Origin of the sequence: Brevundimonas sp., assembly GCF_041688735.1 — a bacterium.
GTDB lineage: Bacteria > Pseudomonadota > Alphaproteobacteria > Caulobacterales > Caulobacteraceae > Brevundimonas.
In genome coordinates, this window is record NZ_JBDNHO010000058.1 from 1 (window position 1) to 16,129 (window position 16,129).

At 66.8% G+C, this 16,129-nt stretch carries 21 protein-coding genes and 1 pseudogene; 10 read left to right on the forward strand and 12 right to left on the reverse strand.

Features of this window, described 5'->3' with window-relative positions; genetic code table 11:
• The first annotated feature begins 323 nt into the window (after positions 1 to 323).
• Both ACESMO_RS06475 and ACESMO_RS06480 read left to right on the forward strand, forming a co-directional pair.
• A complete protein-coding gene (locus ACESMO_RS06475) occupies positions 324 to 527 on the forward strand; it encodes a hypothetical protein (RefSeq protein ID WP_372707348.1) in 204 nt (67 codons plus the stop codon).
• Positions 528 to 547: 20 nt separating this feature from the next.
• Positions 548 to 622: pseudogene (locus ACESMO_RS06480) on the forward strand (hypothetical protein); the annotation flags it as partial.
• Here ACESMO_RS06480 and ACESMO_RS06485 read toward each other — a convergent pair.
• The 4 genes from ACESMO_RS06485 to ACESMO_RS06500 form a co-directional block, all read right to left on the reverse strand.
• On the reverse strand, positions 622 to 981 hold the full coding sequence (locus tag ACESMO_RS06485; RefSeq protein ID WP_372707368.1) for a hypothetical protein: 360 nt from the start codon (positions 979 to 981) through the stop codon (positions 622 to 624). The pseudogene ACESMO_RS06480 and the gene ACESMO_RS06485 sit on opposite strands and share 1 nt — an antisense overlap.
• A 129-nt stretch (positions 982 to 1,110) precedes the next feature.
• Complete coding sequence (locus ACESMO_RS06490; protein ID WP_372707349.1) at positions 1,111 to 1,680, reverse strand: RNA polymerase sigma factor; 570 nt, start codon at positions 1,678 to 1,680, stop codon at positions 1,111 to 1,113.
• A gap of 9 nt (positions 1,681 to 1,689) precedes the next feature.
• The gene (locus ACESMO_RS06495) at positions 1,690 to 2,130 is read right to left on the reverse strand and encodes a Spy/CpxP family protein refolding chaperone (RefSeq protein WP_372707350.1); all 441 of its coding nucleotides are present in this window, start codon (positions 2,128 to 2,130) and stop codon (positions 1,690 to 1,692) included.
• A complete protein-coding gene (locus tag ACESMO_RS06500) occupies positions 2,127 to 2,339 on the reverse strand; it encodes a hypothetical protein (RefSeq protein WP_372707351.1) in 213 nt (70 codons plus the stop codon). The genes ACESMO_RS06495 and ACESMO_RS06500 overlap by 4 nt, the downstream gene beginning before the upstream one ends.
• A 366-nt stretch (positions 2,340 to 2,705) precedes the next feature.
• On the opposite strand from ACESMO_RS06500, the gene ACESMO_RS06505 reads away from it, so the two are divergent.
• Positions 2,706 to 3,182 (forward strand): DUF411 domain-containing protein, encoded by a 477-nt coding sequence (locus ACESMO_RS06505; protein ID WP_372707352.1) that lies wholly within the window; start codon positions 2,706 to 2,708, stop codon positions 3,180 to 3,182.
• A 48-nt stretch (positions 3,183 to 3,230) separates the two neighbouring features.
• Positions 3,231 to 3,722 (forward strand): nuclear transport factor 2 family protein, encoded by a 492-nt coding sequence (locus ACESMO_RS06510; protein WP_372707353.1) that lies wholly within the window; start codon positions 3,231 to 3,233, stop codon positions 3,720 to 3,722.
• A 14-nt stretch (positions 3,723 to 3,736) separates the two neighbouring features.
• On the opposite strand, the gene copD is transcribed toward ACESMO_RS06510, so the two are convergent.
• From copD to ACESMO_RS06525, 3 genes are all read right to left on the reverse strand, one after another.
• Positions 3,737 to 4,651: a copper homeostasis membrane protein CopD gene (gene copD, locus ACESMO_RS06515; protein WP_372707354.1), complete on the reverse strand. Its 915-nt coding sequence runs from the start codon at positions 4,649 to 4,651 to the stop codon at positions 3,737 to 3,739.
• A gap of 4 nt (positions 4,652 to 4,655) precedes the next feature.
• The gene (copC, locus tag ACESMO_RS06520; RefSeq protein WP_372707355.1) at positions 4,656 to 5,018 is read right to left on the reverse strand and encodes a copper homeostasis periplasmic binding protein CopC; all 363 of its coding nucleotides are present in this window, start codon (positions 5,016 to 5,018) and stop codon (positions 4,656 to 4,658) included.
• A gap of 455 nt (positions 5,019 to 5,473) precedes the next feature.
• Entirely contained in the window at positions 5,474 to 5,734 is a 261-nt protein-coding gene (locus tag ACESMO_RS06525) for a hypothetical protein (protein WP_372707356.1), read from the reverse strand.
• On the opposite strand from ACESMO_RS06525, the gene ACESMO_RS06530 reads away from it, so the two are divergent.
• From ACESMO_RS06530 to ACESMO_RS06540, 3 genes are read left to right on the forward strand one after another with little or no spacing between them, the layout of a single operon-like run.
• A complete protein-coding gene (locus tag ACESMO_RS06530) occupies positions 5,723 to 6,421 on the forward strand; it encodes a DUF547 domain-containing protein (protein ID WP_372707357.1) in 699 nt (232 codons plus the stop codon). The two genes, ACESMO_RS06525 and ACESMO_RS06530, sit on opposite strands and share 12 nt — an antisense overlap.
• Positions 6,422 to 6,425: 4 nt before the next feature.
• On the forward strand, positions 6,426 to 7,142 hold the full coding sequence (locus tag ACESMO_RS06535) for a TVP38/TMEM64 family protein (RefSeq protein WP_372707358.1): 717 nt from the start codon (positions 6,426 to 6,428) through the stop codon (positions 7,140 to 7,142).
• Positions 7,139 to 8,560, forward strand: coding sequence for an NAD(P)/FAD-dependent oxidoreductase (locus tag ACESMO_RS06540; RefSeq protein ID WP_372707359.1), 1,422 nt, complete (start codon positions 7,139 to 7,141; stop codon positions 8,558 to 8,560). The genes ACESMO_RS06535 and ACESMO_RS06540 overlap by 4 nt, the downstream gene beginning before the upstream one ends.
• Here the strand turns inward: ACESMO_RS06540 and ACESMO_RS06545 are convergent, their stop codons facing one another.
• The 4 genes from ACESMO_RS06545 to ACESMO_RS06560 form a co-directional block, all read right to left on the reverse strand.
• The gene (locus tag ACESMO_RS06545) at positions 8,561 to 9,892 is read right to left on the reverse strand and encodes an alpha/beta fold hydrolase (RefSeq protein ID WP_372707360.1); all 1,332 of its coding nucleotides are present in this window, start codon (positions 9,890 to 9,892) and stop codon (positions 8,561 to 8,563) included.
• A 3-nt stretch (positions 9,893 to 9,895) separates the two neighbouring features.
• Complete coding sequence (locus ACESMO_RS06550; RefSeq protein WP_372707361.1) at positions 9,896 to 10,600, reverse strand: flavodoxin family protein; 705 nt, start codon at positions 10,598 to 10,600, stop codon at positions 9,896 to 9,898.
• The gene (locus ACESMO_RS06555; protein ID WP_372707362.1) at positions 10,597 to 11,727 is read right to left on the reverse strand and encodes an NAD(P)/FAD-dependent oxidoreductase; all 1,131 of its coding nucleotides are present in this window, start codon (positions 11,725 to 11,727) and stop codon (positions 10,597 to 10,599) included. Before ACESMO_RS06555 ends, ACESMO_RS06550 begins: the two co-directional genes overlap by 4 nt.
• A gap of 206 nt (positions 11,728 to 11,933) precedes the next feature.
• Positions 11,934 to 12,749, reverse strand: coding sequence for a DUF1499 domain-containing protein (locus ACESMO_RS06560; RefSeq protein ID WP_372707363.1), 816 nt, complete (start codon positions 12,747 to 12,749; stop codon positions 11,934 to 11,936).
• A 168-nt stretch (positions 12,750 to 12,917) separates the two neighbouring features.
• On the opposite strand from ACESMO_RS06560, the gene ACESMO_RS06565 reads away from it, so the two are divergent.
• From ACESMO_RS06565 to ACESMO_RS06575, 3 genes are read left to right on the forward strand one after another with little or no spacing between them, the layout of a single operon-like run.
• Positions 12,918 to 13,889, forward strand: coding sequence for a radical SAM protein (locus ACESMO_RS06565; protein ID WP_372707364.1), 972 nt, complete (start codon positions 12,918 to 12,920; stop codon positions 13,887 to 13,889).
• Positions 13,886 to 14,578 carry a TIGR04283 family arsenosugar biosynthesis glycosyltransferase gene (locus ACESMO_RS06570; protein WP_372707365.1) on the forward strand — a complete coding sequence of 231 codons (693 nt, stop codon included), beginning with the start codon at positions 13,886 to 13,888 and terminating at the stop codon, positions 14,576 to 14,578. The genes ACESMO_RS06565 and ACESMO_RS06570 overlap by 4 nt, the downstream gene beginning before the upstream one ends.
• Entirely contained in the window at positions 14,568 to 15,161 is a 594-nt protein-coding gene (locus ACESMO_RS06575; RefSeq protein WP_372707366.1) for a DUF2064 domain-containing protein, read from the forward strand. The genes ACESMO_RS06570 and ACESMO_RS06575 overlap by 11 nt, the downstream gene beginning before the upstream one ends.
• Here the strand turns inward: ACESMO_RS06575 and mtnP are convergent.
• Positions 15,139 to 16,020 (reverse strand): S-methyl-5'-thioadenosine phosphorylase, encoded by an 882-nt coding sequence (gene mtnP, locus ACESMO_RS06580; RefSeq protein ID WP_372707367.1) that lies wholly within the window; start codon positions 16,018 to 16,020, stop codon positions 15,139 to 15,141. The genes ACESMO_RS06575 and mtnP overlap by 23 nt on opposite strands.
• Between the last annotated feature and the right edge of the window lie 109 nt (positions 16,021 to 16,129).

Here is a 16,129-nt window from a genome sequence, read left to right on the forward strand (position 1 = left end):
CACGCTCCCGAAGATCGTCCGAACGCGCCTTGCCCATAATAGCCTCCCAATCAGAAGACCCATGGACTCACGGTTCGGACCCGATGGGAATCCCCCGCTCGATCACATTCGATTCAACTCAGCGGGCGGCTGCTCTAGCCCACCCGAAGCGTCGAGTCAGCGGCCGTCGTTGAGATGTGCGATGGCGAGCGGCGATCTCCGACGTTACCACCGTGCCGTTGTCCCTCGACAAAACGTCTCCAGTCATGGGACTTGTTAGCCAAGCCAGCTTCCGCCAATTGCGCGCCGTGCCACCGTCGTTATGGTCGGCTCCAACAGCTACGGTGAAAAGCAAGTCTTGCCCATGCTTCGTCGTCCGGGCCGATCCTCTTAGGAGCGCGCCGGTCGCCGACCGGGTCGCCCGCGTGGATATTCCGTGGTCGCGGTTCCAGCTGGAGAACGGCCTGACCGTCATCGTGCATGAGGACCTCAAGGCTCCGGTCGTAGCCGTGTCCATCTCGTATAATAGCAGCGGTGAGTTTGTCTGACTCGCGGGGGATTCCGGTAGTGTACGTCGTCAGAAGTTTTGAGACAGGCGGGGTCCGGATTTAGCGGAGAGATGGCCTCATCCGGGGTTGATATTCAGGCGGCGATTTTGCGGTGCTGCAAGCGCCGATTTCGGAGGGTCTGCCGTTTGATTTGGGCCCGCTCGCGCAGGATGTCGGTGGCGCGCACGAAGTAGGCATTCTGGCCTTCGCGGAGACGTAGCAGCGGCGCGGGAAGCACGCCATTGACCGTCACCGTTTGACCCGTCCGCCCGCCGACGGTGAAGGGCGTATGACCCACTGTCAGCTCGTTATTCGGCCCCGCCTGCGTCGGCAGGTCGGCCCGCAGCCCCGGCGATCCCGTCTGCGCCCATGCCGGCAGCGGGCCTTGAAGCCCGAGCAGTCCACCGCCGGCTGCGGCACCACGGAGAAGCGTCCCGCGATCGAGGTGTGGCATCGAAATGTAGGAGAGAGTCCTTACTCGGCGTGTTCGTTCAGATAAGCATTCACGCGTCCGACCCCCTTGCGTAGGTCGCCACAGCGCGGTGCGATGCCGGGCGTGTTCACCTTTCCAACAAGGCAAAGGTCAAGCGCCGGTGCGCGCGTTCGGTTTCACGGCCTCGCCGAGCTTCTGACGCGCGCGCGCGATCCGGGTTTCCACGGCCTTGGTCGTGATGCCGAGAATTGCTGCGATCTCGGCATGGGAGCGCCCTTCGAGCGTCGCCAGCAGCAGGGGTCCCTTCAGGGAAGCCGGCAGGTCCGTCAACGCGCGTTGTAGTTCGGAAAGCTGGCGTCGGTCGTCCAGCCGGGCCTCGGGTGAGGGGACGTCCTGGCCCACGGCCGCCGCTTCGGGGGAGTCCAGGCCCATGATACCGCGCACGACCCGGCGGACCGCGCGGCGCCGGCTCCAGTCGCGGCATTTGTTGACGGCTATGGACCGGAGCCAGACGTCGAACGGGCGGGCGGGGTCGTATCGACGTATCGCCAGCCAGGCCGAAGCGTAGGCTTCCTGAAGCACATCGTGGGCCTCGTCCTCGTCGCCGACGTAGCGGCGGACAAACCGGTAGAGGTCAGCCTTGGTGGCGGTCATCAGTGCAGTAAAAGCAGCCCGCTCTCCCCGCGAGGCCCGAACTTCTGTGCGCGCGTTCTCCTCCACGTGCGGCGCTTAGTCAGCGTCTTGGTGCAAGGCCTCAACCACGCGGCCATCGAAGACCTCGGCCTGGGCGGGCGTCAGCACCGATCTCATCACGAAGACATGGCCGACTGTCGCTTTTTGGAGGTCGCCCATGGCGACGTGGAAATGATCAACTGCGGCCTGGACCTGAGGCGTGTCACCGTCGCTCGCGGCGATCGCGGCGGCCAGTTCCTGGTTCGCGGCGCGGACTTCGGCCTCCAGTGCCTGCCGGCGTCCGGCGAACCGGGCTTCGATGGCGTCCAGCCGACGTTTCTGATCGGCGTTCAAATCGAGTTCGTCATGGACGATGCTGTGAAGACTTGGGGCCTCTCGCTCCCGCATGATCCAGGTCGCGCTCGCCCAGGTCGCGGCACCGCTGGCCAAGGCCGCCAACAGCGCGGTGATTACGACGGACTTCCAGTTGGCCGTCATCCCGCGACGTCCAGGGTGACGAGCGGAGACAGTTCGGACGATACGTAGAAAATCCGCATCTCTGACGGCTGTGGTCGCGGCGCGAGCATCATGAGTCCACCATTCGCGACGCCCACCATCAGAGCGAGCGCCACGGCAGCGAGCCGAACCTGACCGATGCGGCGGCGCTCGCCGATCACGCCGATCCGCGTCCAGACCGCCGCTTCCATCGCGTCCAGGCGCGCACCGCCCCCGGGGGACGTCGCCGCAATCAACCTTTGTATATGGTCAGTCATCGCACACCTGCGTCACGCCCCATATGCCATACGCGCTGGTCCCGGCTTCCCCTCACGAAAGGGACCAGCCGCGCCCCGCGTAGATAGCAGAGAACGATCGGGACATCCCGGTGGCGCGAGTGACCGGATGGGTCCTACCGAGTTGACGGCGATGCTGCTATTGACGGTCGCCGCCGCCGCCACCATCCATGGTCTCGTCGAGCGACCGGGCCGCCACTTGCTCCGGGAGTGGATGGTGCCGAAGGCAAACGACCCCGTCGAAGCCAGACGATCCATTCGCAGCGATCAGGGAGAACCGTTTTGAACTCCGCCACAATCAACCGCCGCCTGCTGCTGGGAGCCGCCGTCTTTATTGGTTCGGGCGGAGCCGCCTGCGCCCAGTCACGCCGGCCGCGTAATCTCGTCGTCTACAAGACGCCGACCTGCCCCTGCTGCGACGGGTGGATCGCGCATATGCGGCAGGCCGGGTTCATGGCCACGGTCAACGTCCTGCCCGACCTTCGGCCGATCCGGATCGCCAGAGGGTTTCCCGACGCCCTGGCCTCCTGCCACACCGGGCTGATCGACGGCTATCTGGTCGAGGGCCATGTGCCTGCAGCGGACGTCATCCGTTTGCTGAGCGAACGACCGACGGCGGTGGGCCTCGCCGTGCCGGGGATGCCGCTCGGTTCGCCCGGCATGGAGACGCCACAGGGGCACAAGGACCCCTACGACACCTTGCTGGTGCTCCGATCAGGCGCCTCTCGCGTGTTCGCTCGCCACAACCCCCCGGCCTGACGCAGGTCGGCTCACTCCATTCAGATCAACACGAAACCGGAGCCTCTCATGTCCCCCGCCTCCCTCGCCCTGGCTGTTTCGCTCGTCGTGCTTTCAACCAGCCCCGCCTTTGCTCAGGACCACGCCCACGGCCATGGTCCCACCGCAGGTTCCGTCGCGCCGGAGGCAGCGGATGCCGCAGTGGCTGTCGACGCCTTCCATGCCGCCCTCAAGGTCGGCGACACCGCGGCCGCCTTGGCGCTGCTGACACCGGAGGTGATGATCTTTGAAGAGGGCGGCGCGGAACGCTCGCGCGATGAGTATGCGTCCCACCACCTCAGTGCCGACGCCGCCTTCGCCGCCGCGACCGAAGCGACGGTCGCGCGCAGATCGGTCTGGGCGTCCGGGGATATCGCCTGGATTACCAGCGAAGGCCGCACGACTGGCCGGTTCAACGATCGAGCGGTGGATCGGCTTTCGGCGGAGACGATGGTGCTGAAGCGGCACAGCGACGGCTGGCGCATCCACCACATCCACTGGTCGTCGCGTGCGCCTCGCTGAGCGCGTGCGCAACCTCACATCGCCGACGGCGGTGCCAGCGTGCCCATAACGGCCACCAGGCCCAGCAGAACGATCCCGACCGCTGTTTCCGCGATTACGCTGCGTCGCAGGCGAGCAAGCGCAGGCCGAGGATCCTCGCCAGCGACCAGAAAGATTCCCAAGGCGGGTGTCGAGCGGAAACGGTGTTCGGCCGCGAGGGCGAGCATCAGGCCGAACAGGGCCAGCTTGGCGATCAGAAGCTGGCCGTAAAGGCTGGAGCCCAGGTCGCCGATGCGCGCGGGTCCGACCATGAACCAGCTGTTCACCAGGCCGGTCAGGACCAGCAGGACCACAGCCACGGTTCCCATGCCGGCGAAGCCTTGCAAGGCGCGATGGATCGTCAGGTCGTCCGGCGCAGTTCGGCGCAGCAGCAGGAGGGTCAGGACCGCCAGCGCTCCAAGCCAAACGGCGGCTGCGACGGCGTGAATGATGGCGGCCACGAGGTGGATGAGGCCCTCGGGTCCTTCGGTTGCGGCTCCATGGCCTGTCCAGGCGAAGCTGGCGGCGACGACGAGCCCGCCCGCCACCGCCAGACTCCACAGCTTTCGTCCTCGGCGCAAGACGATTGAAGCCGCCAGGATCAGGAGCGCGATCGCGGCTCGAGCCACCATCGCCATGCCCAGGGCCGTGCCGGTGATCATGAAGGATAGAGAGGCAGGCTTGATGGCCTCGCTCAGCGACCCGGCCATGACCGCGGTTTGGGCGACCAGGGCGGCGACCGAGCCCAGAGCGACGACGATCGCCGCGACGATCAGCGTGGGGCGCGCCCAGGCGAGGTTGGGGCCGTCCGCACCTCTGAAACTGTAGAGCAGGAACAGCGGCGCGCCGAGAAGGACGGCCGCGCCGCTGTATTGAAGCCAGCGGAGAACAATGACCGCGACCTCCAGCACGACCTTAGCGGACCGAGAAGGCGTAGAATCCCGTCATGCGGTGGCCGTCGCTCGATGCGATGCGCCAGTTGACGCGGTAGGTGCCGGGTGTGAGCGGGCGCGCCAAAGCCCCCGTCAGGGTCTTGCCGTCCTCGCCCACGGAGGTGCGGACCGCGACCTTGTCGCCCGCCGCATTGATGATGTCGAAACCGGAAAAGGCCGGAATTGTGCGCTCGCTGAAGGTCAGGGTGACCGACCGGGTCGCGGCGACGGTGGAGTCCGGCAGCGGCGTGGAGCTGACCAGCCGGGCGTGAGCCACCGCCGGTCCGGCGACAAACGCCACGGCCGCTGCGACAGCGATGAAGGGCGCGGGATTGAAGTTACGCATGCCGGGTCTCCTTACAATTGGCCTGTCCAAGCCTATTGCACTTACGCGTCGCGCGCGCGCTTCCCTCGGGACGGGCCGCAAACTAAATACCTGGCCAGCGATCTTCGCCACCTTCATCCCCGAGGTGCTCGCATTAAGTCGGTTAAACTTTTGCATCGTTTGTGGTTGATGAGCTCGGCTCAAGTGTGAGCCGAGCCGTGCAGCCCGTGGCAAATGTCGGTGCCGCGCTCGGCCAGCGAATTCTTCAGGTTGCGGAGCGACAGCGGGTACTTCACGTGTACGTCGTCAGAAGTCTTGAGACAGGCGGGGGCCGGATTTAGCGGAGAGCTGGCCTCATCTGGGGTTTATATTTAGGCGGCGGCTTCGAGCCTCGTCAGGAATATGGGGCAGAGACAAGTCTGGACCGGGAGGGGGCGGTCGAACTCGCTCCAGACTTGACCCTCACGGCTGGAGTTTCAAACGCCCTTGACAACTATCCGGACCTGTCCAACGCAGACATCAATTTTTTTCGGCAACTTGCCGTATGACATCCTGTCGCCTGTCGGGATCAACGGGCGGTATCTATACACCCGGCTGACGGCGAGGTTCTGATGGGCATTTTCTCCAGACGCGAGCTTGTCGCTGGCGCAACATTCGCCGCGATCGCGGGGCCGGCTGCGGCGCAGAGCGTTGCGCGCTTCGCCGCCGATCGTTCCGGGAACGGGGTGGTCGACCATGCCCGTTTCGATACCCTCCTGGCCCGTCGGGCCCGCAATTCGCGGGACGGCGTGGTGCGCGTGGACTACGCTGGCTGGAAGGCTTCCGCCGCTGACCGCGCGGCTTTGACTGCCTATATCGCCAGTCTGACCCGGCTGAACCCGTTGACCCTGACCCGCCCCGAACAGTTCGCCTTCTGGGCCAATCTCTACAATGCCGTGACCATCGACGTTGTGTTGGATGCCTTTCCAGTGCGCTCGATCAGGGACATCCGATCCGGGCTGATCCCCGGGCCGTGGAAGCGAAAGGTCGCGAGCGTTGACGGTGTCGAGCTCTCGCTCGACGACATGGAGCACAACATACTGCGAAAGGGCTGGACCGACCCCCGTGTGCACTACGCCGTCAATTGTGCCGCTTTCGGCTGTCCCAACCTGCCACTGCGTGCCTTGCGCGGAGCGACCCTGGGCCCCTCGCTGGACGTCGCCGCGCGCGCCTTTGTCAACCACTCAAGAGGTGCCCGTTTTGACGGGAACGCGCTGGTCGTGTCATCGATCTACGAGTGGTTCGCTGAGGACTTCGGCCGCTCCGACGCCCGCGTCATCGCCCATCTCGTGCGCTACGCCGACGCGCCGCTGAGGACCCGCCTGCAGGCCGCGACGCGCATCGACCGCAATGTCTACGACTGGACGCTGAATGCCACGCGATAGCCTGATGACCGCCATCAAACGCTACGGCCCAGTCATCCTTCTTCTGGCCGCAGTGGCCGCAGTCTTCGCCAGCGGCGCGACCCGGTATATCAGCCTTGAGGCGCTTCAGACCCACGAGGCCACCCTGCGTGACTTCATCGGTGCCTATCTGCCGCTTGCCCTGCTCGCATTCGTCGCGCTTTACGCGCTCGCTACTGCGCTGAGCATTCCCGGCGCTGTCATCCTGACCCTGGCGGGCGGCTACCTGTTCGGGACGTGGGTTGGCGGGACGGCCACCGTGATCGGGGCCACCCTCGGGTCCATCGCAATCTTCTACGTCGTCCAGACGTCGTTCGGCCAGGTGCTCAGAGCCCGGGCCGAGGCGAACGGCGGGACGTTGAAGACAGTCATCGACGGGGTCCGCGACGGGGCGTTCGGCTATATCCTGACACTGCGGCTCATCCCGGTCGCTCCCTTCTGGCTGGTGAATGTCGCCGCCGCGCTGGCGGATGCGCCGCTCAAGGCTTACGCCTTGGCGACGCTGTTCGGGATCATGCCCGCTACCTTCATCTACAGCGGAGTCGGAGCAGGCATCGACGCCGTGATAGCGCGCGGCGAGACGCCCGACCTTGGCGTTATCTTCGACCCGAAAATCCTGCTGCCGCTGGTTGCCCTCGGACTACTTTCGCTTGGTACCACGCTGTTCCAACGCTTTCGCGCCAAGTCCGGAAAATCATTATGAGCCCGAAGATCACAAAGGCCGACCTTGCCGTGATTGGCGCCGGTTCCGGCGGGCTCTCCGTCGCCGCTGGCGCGGCCCAGTTGGGCCTCAAGGTCGTGCTGTTCGAAAAGGGCGAGATGGGCGGCGACTGCCTCAACTACGGCTGCGTGCCGTCAAAGGCCCTGATCGCCGCCGCCAGCGCCGCGCATGAGGCCCGCTCAGCCGCCGAGCTCGGAATGTCCGCCGGCGCGGTGACGGTCGACTTCGCGCGTGTCATGGCCCACGTCCACGCCGCCATCGCCGCCATCGCGCCCAATGACAGTCAGTCCCGCTTCGAGGGGCTCGGTGTCCGCGTCGTTCGCGAGGCGGCCCGGTTCATCGACGACCGCACGCTCGCCAGCGACAGCCTATGGGTGCAGGCCCGCAAGATCATCGTCGCCTCCGGTTCCCGCGCCGCTGTACCGCCGATTCCGGGTCTGGATGCCGTCCCCTATCTGACCAATGAGTCGCTGTTCGACTTGACCGTCCTGCCAGAGCGCCTGATCGTGCTTGGCGGCGGCCCGATCGGGGTCGAACTGGGCCAAGCCTTCCGTCGGCTGGGCTCCGAGGTCGTGATCATCGAGGCCGACGCCCTGCTGGGGCGAGAAGATCCCGCCGCCGTCGCAGTGGTCCTGGCCCAGCTTCGTGCCGACGGGGTCGAGGTGATGGCAGGCTGCAAGGCGACGCGGGTCGAGGCCGGACCGATGCTGCAGGTCGATTGCGACGGCCAGACCCGGACGGTCATCGGCTCGCACCTGCTGGTCGCGGTTGGACGGAAGGCCTCGCTGGAGGGTCTCGACCTCGACAAGGCCGGCGTCGCGACCGACCGGAACGGCATCGTCACCGACAAATCCCTGCGCAGCAGCAACAAGCGAGTCTACGCCGTTGGTGATGTGGCCGGTCGGGGCCAGTTCACCCATCTGGCCGGGGCGCACGCTTCGCTGGTCGTGCGCCGGGCCGTCTTCGCAATGCCGGTCGATGCCGACGCCCTGCAGGTGCCACGCGTGACCTACTGCGATCCGGAACTGGCCTCCATCGGCCTGGGCGAAGCCGAAGCCCGCAAGGTTCACGGCGACGATCTGCGCGTTGAGACTTTTGACTTCGCCGAGAATGACCGGGCCATCGCCGAAGGCGACACGCGCGGTTTCGGCAAGCTGATAACCACAAAAAAGGGCAAGGTGCTGGGCGTCACGCTCGTCGGCCGCCACGCCGGCGACCACATCCACCTGTGGTCGCTGGTGATGTCAGCGGGGCTCAAGCTCAGCCAGCTGACCAGCATGATCGCGCCGTATCCGACCCGGGGCGAGATTGGCAAGCGGCTGGCAGGTCAGTGGTATTCGCCGGCGTTGTTCTCAGGCCGGACCCGCAAGCTGGTGTCAATTCTAAAGCGGTTCGCCTGATCAGGGTTTGGGAATCGGCGATGGGATGACGTTGCGGACAGGCGCGTCGTTGCCGTCGAGGCGATCGGCCTCGACGCAGACTTCCTGCATCAGTAGTCCGTGCCCCTCGGCGCAGTTCTCGGCGCCCGCATCGGGCTGATCGTCGGCCAGCCGCACGGTCTCGACCAGCGCGCTCTCGGTCAAGGTGCGGTGCACGGGGCAGCGATCCGCGATCTCCAGCAGCCGGACGTGCTGCGTCTCATCGAGTTCGCCCTGGAAGGCGATCTTGCGCACGAACCGGTCCGGCTCCGACGCCGTCTTGGCCGTATGCCCGACCTCGACCACCACCCGTTCCAGCGGCCAGTTCTTGCGCTCGGCATAGAGCCGGCAGGTCATCGCGGTGCAGGCACCCAGACCGGCGCTCAGTAGATCATAGGGGGTAGGGCCCGAATCCAGACCGCCGACGCTGACCGGCTCGTCCGCGAGGAAGGTGGTCGAGGGGGTGGCCACCCGCACCTGGAATTTCCCGGCTCCGGTCTCCTCGACCCGGACGCCCTGGACCGGCGCTTCGACCGGCTCGCCGACCGGTTCGGGGGCGAGCTCAAGATAGCGGCTGGCCCAGGCCGCGATCACCGCCGCCGCATAGTCGGAGTCAGCTTCGCGGGTCAGCAGATGGTTGGCGTGGTCCAGCGAAACGAAGCTCTTGGGGTGACGGGCGGACAGAAAGATGTTGGAGGCGTTGTCGATCGAGACGATCTCATCGACCGGCGAATGCAGCACCAGAAGGGCGCGGCCCAGATCCGCGATCCGGGCCTTCTGGTTGTGGCCGCAGATGTCGCGCACGAAGTCGGCGCCCAGCTCGAAGGCGCGACCGCCGATCTCGACCGGAACGCGTTGTCCGGCGGTGGCTTCCTTCAAGGCCGGATCGATGTGGGTCAGGACATGTTCGGCGTCGAACGGGGTCCCGATCACGGCCACGGCCCTGACCGCCTCCAGTTCGCCGGTCGCCGCCAACACCGCCGCCCCGCCGAAGCTGTGACCGACCAGCAGGTGTGGAGTCATTCCCGCGCCCGCCATCGCCCGGGCGGCGCAGACCACGTCCTGTACATCGCCGGACAGACCGCGCCCGAATTCGCCCTCGCTCTCGCCCAGACCGGTGAAGTCGAAGCGCAGCACGCCGATGCCTCGCCCGGCCAGGGCCCGGCTGACCCGCACGGCCGCCAGCGAGGTCTTGTCGCAGGTGAAACAATGGGCGAACAGGGCCCACGCCCGCACCGCTCCGCCGCCCCGTTCGAGGACGCCCGACAGCTGGCGGCCGGTTGTGTTGGCGAAGTTGAAATCGGCGGCGCCCATGGCTCAGCGATACTCCGGGTTCGGATGGTCGAAGCGCTCACCCTTGTCCCAGGCGCTCTTCTGGTTGCCGTGCGCCGGAATGCCCCCGGCGTCTTTCAGCATTCGGGCCATATGCATCAAGTTCCAGGCCATGAAGGTGGTGTTGCGCTGGGTAAACTCATTATCCAGCCCGACCTTGCCGTCGTCTCCATAGGACGGCCCCGGCCCGGCCTCGCCGATCCAGCCGGCGTCGGCCTGGGGCGGGATGACATAGCCGAGGTGCTGAAGCGAATAGAGGATGTTCATCGCGCAGTGTTTGATGCCGTCCTCATTGCCGGTGACGATGCAGCCGCCCACCCGACCGTAATAGGCCCATTGCCCCTTTTCGTTGAGCTTGCCGGAATAGCCGTACAGCCGCTCGATCACCCGCGTGCAGATCGACGACTTGTCGCCCAGCCAGATAGGCGTGCCGATGACCAGGATGTTGGCCGCCATCACCTGTTCCTGCACCGCCGGCCAGCCGTCGCTGTCCCAGCCGTGTTCGGTCATGTCGGGCTGGACCCCGGGCGGAATGTCCAGATCGGCGGCACGCAGGGTGGTGGTCTTAACCCCCTGGGCCTCCATGATGGCGATGGGGACATCCATCAGCGTCTGGGTGTGCGAGGTCTCGCTGGACCGTTTCAGGCTCGTGTTGATGAAGACGGCGCTGAGATCAGCATAGCTCGTCATGGTCGCTCTCCTGTCGTGTGGGGTAGCGCTCGCATGCGCCGGACAAAGCCCAGATCGAGGTAACGCTTGAAACGAAGCGCGGGTTGCCCCAGCGACCAGAATTGACCGCGTATGGCCAGACCGCAGCCATCGCCCAGATCCATAATCGACAGCCAACGACGCTGAGGCTGATAGGTCTTCAGGGTCCGGTCATTGCCCATAGCCGCCAGGTTGTTCAGTAGGACGGGCGCGGCGCGGACGCCGAAAATCCCCGCCGCCGGACGTGGGTCGTCTGCGATCACAGCGCAGTCTCCGGCCGCGAAGATCGCCGAATCACCGACGGACTGCAGCGTCGCCGTCACCCTCAACCGTCCGTCACCGTCGACAGGCAGCGCCAGATCGTCGATCAGCGGCGGGGCTACAAGACCGGTCGCCAGCACCAGATGGTCACACGGCCAGACCGCACCGTCGGCCAGACGACAGGCGTCCGCCTCGCGTCCGACCACCGTGCCGGTGCGGAGGCTGACCCCTCTTTTGGTCAGTGAGGCCAGCAATCGGGCCCGGGCGGCGGCGGGCAGGGTGGCTCCAAAGACCGGCGCGGCCACCGTCACATCGGGGCGCAGTCCAGCTTTTTCGATCAGGCCGCAAAGGCTGGCGGCGATCTCCAGCGCGCTCTGGCCGCCGCCCGCGACCATCATCCGCGGCGAGGGGCCGCCTCTGGCGATCTCAACCTCGATCCGGGCGCGCAGGGCGAACAGGTTGGCCAGCGGTTTGACCGGCCAGACGCCCGCATGGGCGGCCAACCCGTGAGGGTCAGACGCCAAGCTGCCGATGTTCAGGGACAGGACGTCGAACGGCTCGGTCGCGCCTCCCGCCAGCGTCAATGTCCGCGCCTTGCGGTCAATCGCGGTGACCGGCTGCGGCAGATGCCGAACGCCGAAGTCCGCCGCCAGCGCCACCACATCGATCTCGGCCGCCTCGACCTCCAGCGCCCCGGACAGGACGCCGCTGGCGAGGCCGGAATACTGGAACCGACAGGGCGCGATCAGGGTCACCGCCAGCCCCGCAGCGCGGAGCCGGTCAGCCTCGCGCACCAGATGCAAATGGGCATGACCCGCGCCGACCAACACCAGTCGGCTGGCCGTCATTCAGGCCGTCCCGCGGATTGTATCGTGAAGGGGACTTCCGGCGGGGAGGCGGGCGGTGTCGCGGGTCATGCAGTCAGCCTCCGGTTCTGGCGCATCGTATCCACGGACATAAGGCGGTCATCGGCGCTCCGCATCGGCCAGCAAAGCCGTGGCGCATATTCGTGGAAGCGGCGGCCGTGGTTACAGTCCGCCGGCGGCGTTCGTTCTTAGGAACCCCGTTCGGCCGATACCCGCGCCAGATAGACGTCGATCCGTTTGGCGTTGGCACCCAGATCGCTCAGGCCGACGCGCGAGATCGAGCGAGCATCAATGCGCGACCGCTTGGCGTCGGTTGTCGGACGCACCCGGATGATCACGTCATCCTGGAACCCGAACCAGAAGGTCTCGGCGGTCGCTTCGAGGGTTCCGCTGGATTCATCCTCGGTGACGAGGGTCCAGCCCATGCCCCGCGCCGCGTCGGTGGCGGCGGCGAAGGCGGCGGCCGGCGGAACGGCGAGTTCCACCGTGCGCAGGCCCGGGTAGGCCTCATGCCCGACCAAGCCCAGGCTCTTGTCCCCGAAACGGGCGAAACCTTCGCCCTGATAAGCATCAGCGGCGGTTAGCGGCGCGGTCATGTCCTGCACCGGATTGGCCTCGTCCGCCGTTCGCAGGGCCAACAGACGGGCGCTCGGCACCGGCGGATCGACGATGTCGGTGGAGATGTCGTGGATCGGCGGAATCCCATCCGACTGGACCTTGATCCAGCCCAGATACCCCAGACCCAAGGCGGGGATGATCAGGGCGATCAGGGCTGTCTGCCAGCCGCGGCGCGGCTTGCGCGCCAGCACCGCGATCAGGGCGACGACAGCGATTACTGCGGCGGCGATCAGCAGACGCGGCCCCCACTCCACGATCAATACCCCGAGCCCGAACCGCCAGGGCCACAGTCCGAACTTCACCCCCAGCGCCGCGACCATGAACCAGACGGGAAGCAGCAGCGACACCGTCAGGGCGAGACCAGCGCTCTTCGTTCTCCAGGACATGACGCATTCTCCATATCCCCGCAGCCTTCCACGTTCCTCGCCGTAGCACCAGCGTCAGAGCTCGTCGTTCGACCAGAGGGTTGAAACTTTCCCGGCCGCAGGACGAATAGAGGCAGGAATCACACTCTGGCTCTGGGAGGAGGGGGTCGTGACTGTCACAAGGACGCCATGACGACGATGCCTGCCTCGCCCTTCGCCACCCACCGGAACGCCGCCGGCCCCGGTCGGTTCGTCGATCCCTTCGTCACCGCTGATGGATCGCGCCGTGCGTCGGTGGCCCAGACCCGGCTGGAGACCCTGTGGTTCAACACCGGCACCCTCTGCAACATCGCTTGCGCCAACTGCTATATCGAGAGCTCACCGACCAACGACGCCCTGTCCTATCTGACGGTCGACGACGTCGCCCGCTATCTGACCGAGATCACGGACGCGAGCCTGCCGACTCGCGAGATCGGCTTCACCGGCGGCGAACCGTTCATGAATCCCGACATCCTGGTCATGTTTGAGGCTGCGTTGGCGGCGGGACACGAGGTCCTGGTTCTGACCAATGCCATGCGTCCGATGTTGCGCTGGGGCGAGCGGCTGGCCGATCTGGCCTCGGCCCATCGCGAGCGTCTGACCTTTCGCGTCAGTCTCGATCACCATACTCGCGACGTTCATGACGCCGAGCGTGGGCCTGGTTCCTGGGACAAGGCTTGGGAAGGTCTGGACTGGCTTGCCGCTCGTGATCTGCGCATCGCCATCGCCGGCCGCCGCCTCGCTGACGAGAGCGAAGCCGCCGCGCGTGAGGCTTTTGGCGTCCTGTTCCGGTCGCGCGTTTTGGCGGTCGCTGCCGAAGATCCGGCGGCCCTGGTGCTGTTCCCCGAGATGGAGGCGGACCGCGCGGTTCCCGAGATCACCGAGGCCTGCTGGAACATTCTCGACCGGGCGCCTACGCAGATGATGTGCGCCACCAGCCGCATGGTCGTCCGCCGCAAGGGCGCGGCCGGGGCCGTCGTCGTCGCCTGCACGCTGACACCCTATGATCCGCAGTTCGAGCTGGGGCGGACCTTGGCGGACGCCTCGGGTTCGGTGCAGCTCAACCATCCCTTCTGCGCCCAGTTCTGCGTGCTGGGGGGTGCCAGTTGCAGCGCCGCATGACGATGCCCCGCCCCCCACTCGGTAGCCTCGACGTGATCATCCCTGTGCTCAACGGCGCCGAGCGTCTGGCCGGGACGCTGGAAGGTCTTCCGCCGGCGAACGCGGTCATCGTTGTGGACGGCGGCTCGACCGATGAGTCCGCCGCCATCGCCGCCGCCCATGGCGCGCGTGTCATCCGCTCGGCTCCAGGCCGTGGTCTCCAGCTGGCCGTGGGCGCGGCGGCCTCGACCGCGCCGTGGCGGCTGTTCCTGCATGCCGACACCCGACCCGACGCTGCGGCCTGGACCGCGCTGGCCGCCCATATCGCCAGCCCCGACGCCAGCAGGTGGGCCGCTGTGTTCCGCTTCCAGCTCGACGATCGGGCCTGGCAGGCCCGGGTGCTGGAAGTCGGCGTCAGACTGCGCGGTGCTTTTCTGGCGCTGCCCTATGGCGATCAGGGGCTCCTGATCCACCGCGACCTCTATGACGCAGTCGGCGGCTTCGCGCGTCTGCCGTTGATGGAGGATGTCGATCTGGTGCGCCGGCTGGGTCGGCGGCGTCTCCGCGTGCTCGACGGCTACGCCGTAACTTCGGCCGAGCGCTGGCGACGGCGTGGCTGGGTCGGCCAGAGCGTTCTCAACCTGTCTTGTCTGGTCCTCTATCTTGTGGGCGTCGCCCCGGCCCGGATCGCGCGCCTCTATGGCCGTTGACCGGCATCTGGTGCTGTTCGCGCGCAAGCCACGCTACGGCGTGGGCAAGCGCCGCCTCGCCGCCGACGTCGGCGATCTTGAGGCGCTGCGGTTTGCGCGGGCCTCACTGGACCGCCTGCGCCGCACCCTCGGTTCAGACCCTCGCTGGACCCTGTGGATCGCCGTCTCGCCGGATCGGCCGACAGACTGGACCGCGCCTGCGCGAGCCATCGCCCAGGGTTCGGGCGATCTCGGCGACCGGATGAGCCGCGTGGTCCGCGCCCTGCCGCCGGGGCCGGTGGTCATCCTCGGCGCTGACACCCCGACCGTGACGCGTCAGGATGTGGCAAACGCCTTCTACGCCCTTGGCCGCCACGACGCCGTGTTCGGACCCGCGCGGGACGGCGGCTACTGGCTGGTCGGACTGCGCCGCCGGCCCCGCCTGCATCTGCCGTTCGACGGGGTTCGGTGGTCGACCGAACACGCCCTCGCAGACACCATGGCCGCGATGCAGGGACGACCGGTCGCCCTGCTGCGGGAGCAGGAAGACATCGATGACGGGCCGTCTCTGCGACGCTACCTCAGCGTGCCGGGTCGGCGCTGAACAGTCTGGGACAGATCGCCGCCAGCTTGCTCGCCAGCGCCGGATCCCGGGCCGAGGGATCGGTCACCACGGCCTGATCCAGCCCTGTGTCGATCGGCGAGGCGGGCCGGACCTGCGGCAGGCCGCGGACCACTTCTCCCAGCATCCTTCGCGCCGTTTCGGCATTGGCTCTCATCGTGGCCAGCACCCCCGCGACCTCGACATGGGCTGTGTCGGCGCGCCAGCAGTCATAGTCGGTGACCATGCAGACGCTGGCGTAGGGTAGCTCCGCCTCGCGTGCCAGCCGCGCCTCGGGCATGGCCGTCATGCCGATCACCGAACAGCCCCAGGTGCGGAACAGTTCGCTCTCGGCCCGGGTCGAAAACTGCGGTCCCTCGATGACGACATAGGTTCCGCCCTCGACAGTCATCGCGCCCGCCGCCCGCGCCGCCGCCGCAGCGGCGGCGGACAGCACCGGGCAGACGGGATCGGCCATCGAGACATGAGCGACGAGGCCGGGGCCGAAGAAGGACGCCGGTCGCGCCACGGTCCGGTCGATGAACTGGTCGACCACGACGAAAGTTCCGGGGGGCAGTTCCTCCCTCAACGATCCGACCGCCGATACCGAGACCACGTCGGTGCAACCGGCCCGCTTCAACACGTCGATGTTTGCGCGGGCGTTGATGGCTGTGGGCGGCAGGCGGTGCCCCTGGCCGTGGCGGGGCAGGAAGACGAGACGAACTCCGTCCAGCGTCCCTGTCACCAGATCATCAGAGGGCGCGCCCCACGGTGATTCCAGCCTTAGCGTCTGCCGGTCCGTCAGTCCGTCGAGGTCATACAGCCCCGACCCGCCGATGACGCCAATCACCCAGTCCTTCATTCCATCCGCCCTTGTCTCGTCGCCGTTCCTGTTACTTCGTGAGCAACCGCTAGGACAGGCCCAGCACCATGCCGAAGGCGATGTGCCAAACGATGGTAATCGTGTTTCG